Origin of the sequence: Azorhizobium doebereinerae UFLA1-100, from assembly GCF_000473085.1 — a bacterium.
In the GTDB taxonomy this organism is placed as follows: domain Bacteria; phylum Pseudomonadota; class Alphaproteobacteria; order Rhizobiales; family Xanthobacteraceae; genus Azorhizobium; species Azorhizobium doebereinerae.
The window spans coordinates 116387-129156 of sequence record NZ_KI421497.1 but is presented as its reverse complement, the minus strand read 5'-3'; the positions used below and the strand labels follow the sequence as shown (position 1 = coordinate 129156).

General features: G+C 69.8%; 10 protein-coding genes. 3 read left to right on the top strand and 7 right to left on the bottom strand.

What is annotated here, in order from left to right:
* Positions 1-225: 225 nt before the first annotated feature.
* The 4 genes from YU1_RS0126885 to fixL all read right to left on the bottom strand — a co-directional run bounded on the left by YU1_RS0126885 (position 226) and on the right by fixL (position 5798).
* Positions 226-2937, bottom strand: coding sequence for a bifunctional acetate--CoA ligase family protein/GNAT family N-acetyltransferase (locus YU1_RS0126885; protein WP_029006655.1), 2712 nt, complete (start codon positions 2935-2937; stop codon positions 226-228).
* 200 nt (positions 2938-3137) lie between these two features.
* Positions 3138-3551 (bottom strand): response regulator transcription factor, encoded by a 414-nt coding sequence (locus tag YU1_RS0126880; RefSeq protein ID WP_051357454.1) that lies wholly within the window; start codon positions 3549-3551, stop codon positions 3138-3140.
* Between the two features lie 104 nt (positions 3552-3655).
* On the bottom strand, positions 3656-4291 hold the full coding sequence (gene fixJ / locus YU1_RS0126875) for a response regulator FixJ (RefSeq protein WP_029006653.1): 636 nt from the start codon (positions 4289-4291) through the stop codon (positions 3656-3658).
* Positions 4284-5798 (bottom strand): two-component system sensor histidine kinase FixL, encoded by a 1515-nt coding sequence (gene fixL, locus YU1_RS0126870; protein WP_029006652.1) that lies wholly within the window; start codon positions 5796-5798, stop codon positions 4284-4286. The genes fixJ and fixL overlap by 8 nt, the downstream gene beginning before the upstream one ends.
* Positions 5799-6074: 276 nt before the next feature.
* On the opposite strand from fixL, the gene YU1_RS0126865 reads away from it, so the two are divergent.
* Complete coding sequence (locus tag YU1_RS0126865) at positions 6075-6731, top strand: helix-turn-helix domain-containing protein (RefSeq protein ID WP_198019095.1); 657 nt, start codon at positions 6075-6077, stop codon at positions 6729-6731.
* Between the two features lie 49 nt (positions 6732-6780).
* On the opposite strand, the gene hemN is transcribed toward YU1_RS0126865, so the two are convergent.
* From hemN to YU1_RS31615, 3 genes are all read right to left on the bottom strand, one after another.
* Positions 6781-8208 (bottom strand): oxygen-independent coproporphyrinogen III oxidase, encoded by a 1428-nt coding sequence (gene hemN / locus YU1_RS0126860; protein WP_156922528.1) that lies wholly within the window; start codon positions 8206-8208, stop codon positions 6781-6783.
* 90 nt (positions 8209-8298) lie between these two features.
* Positions 8299-8772 carry an MmcB family DNA repair protein gene (locus YU1_RS0126855; RefSeq protein ID WP_035716831.1) on the bottom strand — a complete coding sequence of 158 codons (474 nt, stop codon included), beginning with the start codon at positions 8770-8772 and terminating at the stop codon, positions 8299-8301.
* A gap of 2 nt (positions 8773-8774) precedes the next feature.
* Positions 8775-9662, bottom strand: coding sequence for a YihY/virulence factor BrkB family protein (locus YU1_RS31615; RefSeq protein ID WP_198019093.1), 888 nt, complete (start codon positions 9660-9662; stop codon positions 8775-8777).
* Between the two features lie 141 nt (positions 9663-9803).
* Here YU1_RS31615 and YU1_RS0126845 point away from each other — a divergent pair, with 141 nt between their 5' ends.
* On the top strand, positions 9804-10949 hold the full coding sequence (locus YU1_RS0126845; protein WP_084540171.1) for an FUSC family protein: 1146 nt from the start codon (positions 9804-9806) through the stop codon (positions 10947-10949).
* 117 nt (positions 10950-11066) lie between these two features.
* A complete protein-coding gene (locus tag YU1_RS0126840) occupies positions 11067-12770 on the top strand; it encodes an acyl-CoA dehydrogenase family protein (RefSeq protein WP_029006647.1) in 1704 nt (567 codons plus the stop codon).

Below are 12770 nucleotides of genomic sequence, written 5' to 3'. Positions count from 1 at the left end.
AGTCCCGCCGTCTCATCGCGCGGCGGGAACCATTGCGGTCGTTCCATTCGGTTTTGACGCTGCGTCCCACGGGGCGCTGTGCCATCCGTGTTAACCATGATGTGCGCCGCAGGCGGTTCTCTACGACAAAAATCATCCCGGTTGCGGCCGGTGATCCCGCTCGGCGCCCATTTCCGGCCAATGCCGTCAATCGGCGGGGCCAAAACCCCGCCGCAAGGCCGGCGATCAGGGATGGGCCGAGGTGGCGCCGGGGTCGGGCCGCGTGCGCGCGGCGAGGTCGAGGTCCACCCGGACCAGCGTCGGGTCGTCGCTGCCCGGGCTCACCTTGAAGCCGAGGTCCTGCGCCAGGTGCAGCATGGGCAGATTCTCCCGCAGGACGTCGCCGAAGATCCGGGCGAGCCCGCGCTCCTGGGCATAGTCGAGGATCTCGTTCATCAGCCGGTAGCCCAGCCCGCGCCCTTTCATGTCCGAACGCACCATGATGGCGTATTCCGCCGCCTCGTTATCCGGGTCGGCGATGATGCGGACGACGCCGAGGATCTCGCCATCCGGCGCCACGGCGACCAGCGCCATCTCGCGGTCGTAGTCGATCTGCGACAGGCGGGCGGCCATGAGGTGGGGAAAGTCCTTCAGCGAGCCGAGGAAGCGCATGCGCACGTCGCGCGGGTCGGAGCGGCGCACCATCTCGCCGAGCGCCGGCTCGTCCTCGGGGCGGATCGGCCGCAGCAGCAGATCCTGGCCGTCGGTGAGGGTGATGAGCCGCGTCATGGCGGTGGGGAAGGGCTTGATGGCGAAGCGTCCGGTCCCCGCGCTGCGGGCCGGATGCACGACGATGCGCGCGTCGAGCGCGATCACGCCGTGCTCGTCGGCGAGGAGGGGATTGATGTCCAATTCGCCGATCTGCGGCAGGTCGCCCAGCAGTTCGGCGATCTTCACCAGCGTATTGGCGATGGCGTCGATGTCGGCCGGAGGGCTGTCGCGGTAACCGGCAAGGCGCCGGGCGATGCGGGTGCGCTCGATCATCTCGCGGGCGAGGCGACCGTTGAGCGGCGGCAGGGCGACCGCGCGGTCGGCGATCACCTCCACCGCCGTCCCGCCCTCGCCGAACAGCACCACCGGGCCGAAGGTCTCGTCATTGGCGATGCCGGCGATCAGCTCCACCGCCCGCTGCCGGTGCACCATCCGCTGCACCGTGAAGCCCTCGATCCGGGCCTGCGGCAGGCGCTCCTTCACCGCCGCCAGCATCAGGCTGGCGGCTTCCTCCACCTGGATCGGCGAGCGCAGGTCCAGCCGCACGCCGCCCACGTCCGATTTATGAATGATGTCGTCCGACAGGATCTTGAGCGCCACCGGCCCGCCGAAATTGGCGGCGAGCACGGCGGCCTCCTCGGGGGTCCGGGCGATCTGGGTCTCCACCACCGGGATGTCGTAGGCGGCGAGCACCGCCTTCGCCTCCACCTCGGTGAGGATGCTGCGCCCCGCCGCGACCACCGCATCGACCACCTGCTGTGCCTTGCCCCGGTCGGGTTCGTCGAAGGAGCGCGCGGGCGGGGTCTCCATCAGCATGGTCTGGTTGCGCTGGTAGGAAACGAGGTGGCCGAACGCCCGCACCGCCTCGTCCGGCGTGTCGTAGGTCGGGATGCGGCGGGCGGCGAAGCGGCGGCGGGCCTCTGCGGCTGCTTTGTCGCCCAGCCAGCAGGTCAGCACGGGGGCGCGCGAACGGTGGGACAGGACGTCGATGACCGCGTCCGCCGCCTCGGCGCTGTCGGCCATGGCGGTCGGACAGTTGAGGATGAGCGTGGCGTCGGAGCCGGGGTCCTCCAGCAGCGCTGAAAGGGCGTCGGAATAGCGCTTGCCGGGCGCATCGGAGGCGATGCCCACCGGATTGCTGCGCGACCAGCGCGGCGGCAGCAGGCGTTCGAGGCGGGCCATGGTTTCGGGGGCCAGCACGGCGAGTTCGCCGGGGGCCTCCTCCAGCGCGTCGGTGGCGAGAACGCCGGCCCCGCCACTGTTGGTGAGGATGGCGAGGCGCCCGCCGGCCAGCCGGATGCCGGACGCCAGCGTGGTCACCGCCTCGAACAGTTCCCGCAATTCATAGACCCGCAGCATGCCGGCGCGCCGGAAGGCGGCGTCATAGACCGCGTCGGAACCGGCGAGCGCCCCGGTGTGGGAAAGCGCCACGCGGGCGCCGGCGACGCTGCGCCCGGCCTTGATGACGATCACCGGCTTGGCGCGCGCGGCGATGCGGCCGGCGGACATGAATTTCCGTGCGTCGGTGATGTGTTCCACATAGAGTACGATGGCCCGGGTGGCGGCGTCGAGGGCGAGGTGGTCCAGCATGTCGCCGAAGTCCACGTCCGCCTTGTCGCCCAGCGAAGCCACGTGGGAGAAGCCGACACCGCGCCCGTCGGCCCAGTCCAGCACCGCCGTGGCGAGTGCCGCGGACTGGCTGAGGAAGGCCACATCGCCCTTGCGCGGCATGATGTGCGCATAGCTGGCGTTGATGTGCGGCCCGGTGGAGATGAAGCCGAGGCAATCAGGGCCGATGATGCGCAGCAGGTGCGGCCGTGCGGCGTCCAGCATCTTCTGCCGCAGGACCGGCCCGTCGGGGCCATCGTTCGGGCCGAACCCGCCGCTCAGCACGATGGCGGCCCGGCAGCCCTTGGCGCCGAGCGCGGCGATGGCGGCAGGCATGCCGTCGGCGGGGCCGGTGAGGACGGCGAGGTCGACCGGGATCGGCAGGTCAGCGACGGAAGCGTAGTTGAGCGAGGAGCGCACCGCGCGCTCCTTGGGATTGACGCTCAGGATCGGTCCGTCGAAGCCGCCCTCGAACAGGTTCTTGGCGACGACCGCGCCAATGGAGCCGGGCCGGTTTCCGGCCCCGACCAGGGCAATGGCGCCGGGATGGAACAAGGCGTCGAGATTGCGCGTCGTCATGGGCGACCTCTGGTCTGGGCGCGGTGGCGGCCGGTGGACCGCCGACAGAATGCCGGATCCGCGCGCCGACCTTAAGCCCGCCCCGATGCCTGGTCCTTGAGGGGAGATAACTTCGCGGCCGGGCGGCGGCCGGTTGGCCCGCGCCATGCCCGGATTGTCGGAAAAGCGTGCGCTGCCAAGCCCGGGGAGGCGGTGAGGCCCTATTGGCCGGGGCGCCGGAAGGTGTCGCGGACCGCGTCGCTCAAGGCATTGGAGAACAATGGCTTCTCCACGATGGCGATGCCCGCTGACGTGGCACGCCGCCGCACTTGCTCGGTGGGGTGGCTGGTGATGAGGATGGCCGGCCAGGCGACATGGCGCTGCTTCAGTTCGCGCAGCAGGTCCAGGCCGTTGATGCCCGGCAGATTGTAGTCCACCACCAGGCAGCCGCTGAGCGGCAGGTCCGCCATGTTCTGATGAAGGATTTCGTCCGCCGTCGCGAAAATGCGCACGTCGAACCCTTCCAGCTCCAGGGCGAACTTCAGCGACCCGCGAACTGCGGGGTCGTCATCCACCACGACCACCACCGGAGAGGTGGGGCCTTCAGTGGCTTTCTCATCGCCAATCAAGAGCATACGGGCCTCATACGGGCTGTGCCTTCACGACACGCCCGGAGGCAGCAAGCATCATGGCGGCGGGGCATGCCGGCCTTGAGGTAGATCAAGTGCGGGAGGCCGATCTACTGACGGACCGAGGAATCGGTCGGCGCCACGCCGGCGAGCAAGGCCATGCGCACGAGTTCCGGGAGGCTGGCGGCCTGCATCTTGGTCATTACGTTGGCGCGATAGACCTCCACCGTGCGCGGGCTGATGCCGAGGTCGTAGGCGATGGTCTTGTTGGCGAGACCGCTCACCAGGCATTCCAGCACCTGGCGTTCGCGCTGGGACAATGCGGCGATGCGCCGGCCGACCTCGCTGCGCAGGTCCTCCTGCCGGCCTTCCTCCGCATTGCGACCGAGGCAGGCCTTCACTGCCGAGACGATCGCATAGTCGTCGAACGGCTTCTCGAGGAAGTCCGCCGCGCCGAGCTTCATCGCCTCCACCGCCAGGGGCACGTCGCCGTGGCCGGTCATCACGATCACCGAGATGCGGGCACCGCGCTCCTTCAGCTCCTTGAGCAGCTCGACGCCGCTCATGCCGGGCATGCGCACGTCGGTGACGATGCAGCCCCGGTCGAGCGGCACGCCCGCCTCCAGGAAGGCCAGGGCCGAGACATGCTGCTGGACGGTGAGGCCGGAGCTCTCCAGCAGGAAGGCGAGGGATTCGCGCACGGCATCGTCATCGTCGATCACATGCACCGGAAGCGCATCAGACATTTTGCATGGCCTCCTCGTCCACCGTGCGCAGGGTGAAGCGGAAGATGGTTCCGCCTTCCGGGTTCGGCTCGGCCCAGATGCGTCCGCCGTGCGCGTCGATGATGGTGCGGGAAATGGACAGCCCGACCCCCATGCCGTGGGCCTTCGTGGTGACGAACGGCATGAACAATTGGGACCGCATCTCCTCGGAGACGCCGTGGCCGGTGTCGGAGACGGAAATGGTGACCATGTCGTCGTCGGCTGCCTGGGTCTGCACGAGGAGCTGGCGGCGAGGGGCTTCCATCATGGCTTCAAGGGCGTTGCGCATAAGATTGAGCAATACCTGCTGAACCTGCACCTTGTCGGCGAGCACGAGGTCGCAGGCAGGGTCGAACTGGTAGCGCACCTGGATGCTGTGCTCCTTGGCGCCGACAAGGGCCAGCGCGCTTGCTTCCTCCACCAGCTTGGAGATGCTCTCCAGCCGCCGCTCGCTCTCGCCCCGGGACACGAAATCCCGCAGGCGGCGGATGATCTGGCCGGCGCGCAGGGCCTGTTCGGCGGCCTTGTCCAGGGCGCCCTGGAGCATGGGAATGCGGCGGGCGTCGCCTTCTTCCAGCAGACGGCGGGAGCCCTTGATGTAGTTGGCGATGGCCGACAACGGCTGGTTCAGCTCATGGGCAAGGGTCGAGGCCATCTCGCCGAGGGCGGTGAGGCGGGAGATGTGCACCAGCTCCGCCTGGAGTTCCTGGAGCCGGGCTTCGGTCTCCTGGCGCTCGGTCAGGTCGCGGATGAAGCCGGTGAAGAAGCGTCCCGAGACGGAATGCATCTCGCCCACCGCCAGCTCCATGGGGAAGGTGGCGCCATCCTTGCGCTCGCCCGTCACCACCCGGCCGATGCCGATGATGCGGCGTTCCCCGGTGGCGAGGTAGCGGCTCAGGTAGCCGTCGTGATGCTCGCGGTGCGGGCTCGGCATGAGCATCGCGACATTGTGCCCGATCACCTCCGAGGCGGCATAGCCGAACAGGCGCTCGGCGGTGATGGAAAAGGACTGCATGGTGCCCTGCTCGTCGATCACCACCATCGCGTCCGGCACGGTGTCGAGGATCGAGGACAGGTGCGCCTCGCGCGCCAGCAGGGCGCGGTCGCGGGCCACCGCGTCGATGCGGGTGCGGCGCAGCCGCTCGCCGAGGATCGCGACGCCCGCGCCCGCCAGGGTGAACAGGGCCAGGGTCTGCCAGTCCGCGATCGCGGTGTCGGCGGCGGCGATGCCGAGTACCAGAATGCCCGCGCTGGCGGCGAGCGTGGCGGTAAGGCCGGAGATCAGCCCCCGCCAGCTCGCCAGCACCACCAGCACGAGGAGCACGAGCAGGGCGCGGCTGTCGAACGGGGGGGTGCCGAGCGCGGCGGCGAGGGCGACCACGATGACGGCGGCCGCGGCCCCGGGCAGTGCGCGGCGCAGCATGGCGGGCAGGCTCTGCGCCATCTGCTTGGCCTTGGGGGGCAGCGCCTGGGTCGGCGTCTCGCTCATTTGTCCTCGTCTCGTCCACCAATCGGAAGGATCTGCGGCCGGCGCGGTCGCCACCGGAACCGGGCGATCACGACCAATGTCCTAAGTAGAACTACTTAAGGGCTGCGCCCTAAGGAGTGAATCCGAATTTTTGTAATCCCGTCAAAGAGCTATCCCTGAATTCACAGAAATTCGGAGATGAGTTCGATGTCGATCGCCCCCAGCGTCATCGCCCATATCGCTCCCGTGCCGCCCCAAGCCTATGCGCATCCGATGCCATCCGGAAGGTGGAATGAGATGGCGAAGGGTGCCTGCACCGAGGACAGCGCGCGGCCGGCCCATGTGGTTGCGGCGCTTGGCGCGCCAGTGACTTTCGCCCGCAACAGCGAGATTTTCGGCGACGATCAGGCTGCCGAGAATGTCTATGTGGTGGTTTCCGGCGTGGTGCGCATCTGCAAGCTGATGGGGGACGGTCGCCGCCAGATCGAAGCCTTCTGCCTGCCGGGCGATGCCTTCGGCTGGGAGACCGGCGAGCGCTACCGCTTCTCCGCCGAGGCCGTGAGCGAATGCCGTCTGGTCCGGGTCAAGCGCTCTGTGCTCTTCGCCCGCGCCGGCACCGACCCGGAGCTGGCCTGCGCCCTGTGGGCGCTGAGCTTCGCCGAATTGCAGCGGGCGCAGGAGCATCTGCTGCTGCTGGGCCGCAAGACCGCCCAGGAGCGCGTCGGCTCCTTCCTTCTCGACCTCGCCCGCCGCTCCGGCACCACCAATGCCTCGCACGTGACCGAGTTGCAGCTCGCCATGTCCCGCCAGGACATGGCCGACTTCCTCGGCCTCACCATCGAGACCGTGTCGCGCACGCTCACCTATCTGGAAGAGCAGGGCACGATCTCGCTTCCTTCCTCGCGCCGCGTTCTCCTGCGCGACCGTTCGGCCCTGCGCCGGCTGGACTCCTGAGCATCCATTTCCCGGCCGCCACGCGCGGCCGGTTCGGTTCCTCCCCACCTCAGATCGCCGCCGCGTGCCGCTTTGGCCCGGCGGCGTTTTCTTGTGCCGGCAGGTAAGCGTCGAACACGGCGGCCACGGTGCGGGTGAAGATGCGCGCCGGGGCGGGAACGGTCAGCACGGCATCGGTCCGCGCCACGAGGCCGTCCGCCTCCAGCGCCGCGAGGCGCGTGATCTCGGCGGCGAAGGTGTCGGCCGGGAAGCCGTGGCGGTCGAGGACGGCCGCCAGATCCACCTCCCCGTCGCACATCAGGCGCTCGATGACATCGCGCCGCAGCCGGTCCTCGGCGGTGAGCGCGAGGCCGCGCGCGATCGGCAGCCGGCCGGCCTCCAGCGCCGCGTGCCATGCGGGCGTCGCCGGCAGGTTCTGCACATAGCCCTGCGGCAGCATGCCGATGGCGGAGGCGCCGAAGCCCAGCAGGATCGGCGCGTCGTCGGTAGTATAGCCCTGGAAATTGCGCCGCAGCGTGCCTTCGCCGGCGCGCCGGGCCATGGCGTCGTCCGGCCGGGCGAAATGATCGAGGCCGATGGCCACGTAGCCTTCCGCCTCCAGCAGGGCGGTAATCGCCTGCGCCTGGGCGAGGCGCTCGGCGGCACCGGGCAGGCTCTGCTCGGGAATCAGCGCCTGGTGCTTCTTCATCCAGGGCACGTGGGCATAGCCGAACACGGCGATCCGGTCGGGCGCCAGGGCGAGCGCGGTGCGCACGGTCTCCAGCACCGAGGCGACGGTCTGGTGTGGCAGGCCGTAGATGAGATCGAGATTGAGCGAGCCGACGCCCGCCGCGCGCAGGGCTTTCGCGGCCTTCTCGGTCTCCTCGAATGACTGGTGGCGGCCGATCGCCTCCTGCACGGCGGGATCGAAATCCTGCACGCCGAGGCTGGCCCGCGTCAGGCCGGAGGCGGCGAGCGCGGCGACCATCTCGTCGCTCAGCACCCGCGGATCCACCTCGATGGCGAGCTCGGCGTCCGCGTCCACGTCGAAATGCGTGCGGATGTCGGCCATGATGGCGATCATGTCGGCGCCGGAGAGCAGGGTCGGCGTGCCGCCGCCCCAATGCAGATGCGAGACCTTGAGCCGGCCGGGGATGAGCGCGGCGACGCGGGCGATCTCGGTCCGGAGCCGCTCCGCATAGGCCGCCACCGGCGTATAGCGGCGGGCGACGGAGGTGTTGCAGCCGCAATAGAGGCACAGCTCGGCGCAGAACGGCACGTGCAGATAGATCGAGGCGCGCGCGCCATCAGGAAGCGCCGCCAGCCAGCCGGCATAGACCTCGCCATCCACCTGCGGGCCGAATTGCGGCGCCGTCGGATAGCTGGTGTAGCGCGGGACCGGGCGGCTGTAGCGCGCGACGAGGTCCTGCAACGGACGGGGGCCGGACGTGACGGCGACAGGGCCGGCAGCGCGGACGATGGCATGGGCGGCGGTCATGGGCATATCATGCCGGATCGCGCGCGAAAGCGCCTTGATGCAACGCAAGCGGGCTTCCGGCGGCGGGTGGGCGGGAGCCTTTCCGGCGCCTTACCAATCCAGCGCGGGCCGGAGGTCAGGGTCGTAGAGCGCGGCGAGCCGCCCCGCCGCGGCGCGCGCGAAGCGCAGGGTCAGTGCCTTGCGGGTGGCGGCGGCCAAGGGATGGACCGGCGGGGGGCGCAGCATCTCCGCGCCGAAGGCATCGCCCACCAGCAGCCCCACGTCGTCCGGCAGGATCTCCGCCGGGAAATCCAGCGGCACCGCGAACAGCAGGTGGTCGCAATAGGCCCGGTATTCCGGCCACTTGCCGTCGGTGCGGAAGTCGATCACCGAGGACTTGATCTCGATGATGGTGACGATGCCCTTGGCGTCGAGCGCGATGATGTCGGCCCGCCGGCCGCTCACCAGCGAGAATTCCGGAAGGCCGAATTGGCCGTGCGCGCTGAGGAAGCGCAGCACGCCCCGTTGCACGGCCTGCGCGGTGGGGGACTGGCGTCCGTCCGGACGGGGCGGAGGCTGGGACATGCTCAAAACCGGACCTGCTGCACGGCGTGCCGGGCCTTGCGCCCGCCCGCCGCGTGCCGCCGCGCCTCGCGGGCGCGCAGGATCGCGGCGTTCAGCTCGCCGCCGAAAATGAAAGCGGTGGCGGTGAGATAGAGGAAGACCAGCGCGATCATGACCGAGGCGAGGCCGGCATAGGTGGTGACGTAATTGCCGGAGAATTCGCCCAGATAGAAGCCGAAGGCGGTGGCGGCGACGAGCCAGAGCGTGAGCGTGACCGCCACGCCCGGCAGCACGTCGAGGAACCGGCGGTGGCCGGCTGGCAGCCACAGATGGGCCATCAGCAGCGCGGCGATGAGGATGACCGTCGTAGTGCCGAAGCGGGCGATGGTGACGACGCCGCCGAGCGGCTTCAGGGCTGGCAGGTTGTTCACCAGCGTCTGCCAGATCAGCGGGCCGAGAATCACCAGGAAGGACAAAGCCAGCATGGCGGCCGCGCCGACGATCACGAACAGCGTCGAGCCGAGGCGCAGGCGATACCAGGCCCGATGCTCCTTCACCCCATAGGCGCGGTTGAGGCCAATGCGCAGGCTCTCGATGCCGTTGGACGAGAAGTAGATGGCGAGCGCCACGCCGGCGGTCAGCACGTCGGCGCGCACCTGGTTGACCACGTTGTGGATCTCGCGGGCGATGGGCTCGGCCACCTGCTCCGGCCAAGTCTCCAGCATCAGCTGGATCGCCTCGTTGGCCAGCGGCCGCAGGTCGAGCACGCCGGCGAGCGCGGTGAGAAAGATGAGGAACGGGAACAGCGACATGAGCAGGGAGAGGGCGATGTGGCTGGCGATCGCCCAGCCGTCGTCCGCGAGGAAGGTCCATACCGCGTCCATCACCACTCGATAGGCCCGTAGCAGCATGGTTTCCCGTTCCGCGTGACATCCGTCGCGACGCATCATAAGCCAAGAGTACCCGGCGAGGATGCCCGGGTGCAGCCGCGCCCCTGGGAATAATCCGGGTTCGCCCGTTCCGGTTCACGCCTGCCATCTGGTTCGTGCCGCATGCCCCTCCCGTCGTGGTTCATGTCCTCCCTCCTGCCGCGCCTCAGGGCGCTGTGGCCGGCCTTCGACATCGCCCACCTGCGCCTTGCGGTGCGGGCGACGGTGGCCGCGCTGCTGTCCTATGGCATCGCCTGGTGGCTGGACCTGCCGAAGGGCTATTGGGCGGTGCTCTCCGCCATCCTGGTGGTGCAATCCTCGCTCGGCGCCAGCGTGGCGGTGGCCACCGACCGTGGCCTCGGCACCATCGCCGGCGGCATCATCGGCGTGGGGCTCGCCATGCTGGCGGGGCCATCGCAGAACCTCACCGTGCTGCTGCTTACGGTCGGCACCCTCGTCACCGCGCTGATGTCCGCCTACCGGCCGAGCTTCAAGCTGGCGCCGGTCACCGTGGTGGTGGTGATGCTGGCCGACCCCACGCATGCCCAGCCGGTGATCTCCGGCCTGCAGCGGGTGTTCGAGATCGGCCTGGGCGGCATGGTGGGCGTCGCCTGCGCCCTGTTCGTCTTTCCCACCCGCGCGCTGTTCCTGCTGTTTCCACATGCGGCCGACGCGCTGGATGCCTGCGCCGCTTTGCTGGAGCAGGGCCGGGCCGGCCTGCTGGACGGCACGCTCGATCCGGCGGAGGTGGACCGGCTGAACGCCGAGGCTCGCGTCACCCTGCGGGCCGCCGACCTGCGGGTGGGCGAGGCGCGGCGGGAGCGCGCCGGATGGCTGGCCGGGCAGCCGGACGCCGCGCCCATCGTGCGGCTGTGCCGCCGGCTCTGGCATTCCGTCATCATCCTGATGCGGGTGGCGGACCAGCCGCTGCCGGAGACCCTGTCTGCCCCCGTCCGTCCCGCCCTCCAGGCGGCGCTGGCGGCGCTCGCCACCGAGTGCCGCGATCTGGCGGAGAGCCTGCGCAGCGGCAATCCGGTGGGCCTCGGTGCACCCAGCGACAGCGCCGCGGCGATGGCGGCGGCGGTGGCCGCGCTGGCGGCGGAGATGGACCGGGCCGGCACGGCGGGGCTGCTGCGGGCGGACGGGGCGAGCCTCACCCGCCTCTATACGGCCGTGGCCGGTTGCACCCACGTGCAGGAAAACCTGGTGGAACTGCGCACCCAGCTCGCCGCCTACCGGGCCGATCAGGCGGACGAGACGGCGGCCTGAGCGGCTGACAGGGCGTACCGCGCGCGGCGCGGGCCGCAATCTCCCGTTGCGTCCGGGCCATCCCGGCGCAAGGATGGGCAAAATACCGCAATGCACAACTTTGGGGAGTTCCGTCCGATGCCGAGCAGCCTTGCCCTTCGCACCGCGCCCGAGGCGGGCGCCGATGTCGTCGAGCTCGTCCGCACCGCATTGCCGGCCCTGGAGCGGGTGCTGGCGGAGGCGATCTCCACCGTCCGCGCGGCGGTGAGCGAGGGCGAGAAGCTGTCCGCGACCCTGCTGGAGCAGGAGCAGCGCGCGGTGCACGGCCTGTCCTGGCTTGCCACCTATGTCTTCGGTGTGCGCGAACTGGTGCATTATGCCGACCGTCTGGGCGAGAGCGGCAAGTTCGGCGAGGCCGAGCGGCTGATCGTGCAGATCGGCGCTGGCGAATACACCGCCCAGATCCTCGGCGGCATCGCCATGAGCCAGGGCGAGATCGTGCGCCTGGAGGACCTGTTCCTCACCGACGAGAGCATCGCCGCGCTGCGCGAGACCGAGGCGGTGGCGACGCTGGCGCGCCATGGCAATTCCGCCGCCGCCCGCGCGGCGCTGGCCGCGATCATTCGCGCCGCCCACGGCGCCGTCACGGTGGGCGATGCCGGGCTCGACGAGACGATGGAGGCCATGCGCTCCGAGATCCGCCGGTTCGTCGAGGCGGAGGTGGCCCCCCTTGCCCACGACTGGCATCTGAAGAACGACTACATCCCCATGGAGGTGGTCTCCGGCCTCGCCGAACTCGGCGTGTTCGGCCTCACCATCCCGGAGGAATTCGGCGGCCTTGGCCTGCCGAAGGAGGCCATGTGCGTGGTCACCGAGGAATTGTCGCGCGGCTACATCGGCGTCGGCTCGCTCGGCACCCGCTCGGAGATCGCCGCCGAACTGATCCTGGGCGGCGGCACCGAGGCGCAGAAGGCGCATTACCTGCCCAAGCTCGCCTCCGGCGAGATCCTGCCCACCGCCGTCTTCACCGAGCCGAACACCGGCTCGGACCTCGCCTCGCTGCGCACCCGCGCGGTGAAGGAGGGCGAGGGGGATGCGGCGGTCTACAAGGTCCATGGCAACAAGACCTGGATCACCCATCCGGTGCGCGCCGACCTGATGACGCTGCTGGTGCGCACCGATCCCAGCCAGCCCGGCTATCGCGGCCTCTCCATGCTGCTGGCCGAGAAGCCGCGCGGCACGGACGCGGATCCTTTCCCGGCCAAGGGCATGACCGGCGGCGAGATCGAGGTGCTCGGCTATCGCGGCATGAAGGAGTTCGAGATCGGCTTCGACGGCTTCGAGGTGCCGGCGGGCCAGTTGCTCGGCGGGGTCGAGGGGCAGGGCTTCAAGCAGCTCATGAACACGTTCGAGGCGGCGCGCATCCAGACGGCGGCGCGCGCGGTGGGCGTGGCGCAGGCGGCCATGGAAGTGGGGCTGCGCTATGCGGAGGAGCGCGTCCAGTTCGGCAAGCCGCTGATCGCCTTCCCGCGCGTGGCGGACAAGATCGTGATGATGGCGGTGGAGATCGCCATCGCCCGCCAGATCACCTATTTCGCCGCGCGGGCCAAGGACGAGGGCCGGCGCACGGACCTGGAAGCGGGCATGTCCAAGCTGCTCGGCGCCCGCGTCGCCTGGGCGGCGGCGGACAATGCATTGCAGATCCACGGCGGCAACGGCTTCGCGCTGGAATATCCGGTGTCACGCCTGCTGTGTGACGCGCGCATCCTCAACATCTTCGAGGGCGCGGCGGAGATCCAGGCGCAGGTGATCGCCCGCCGCCTGCTGGAAGGCGGCAACTGA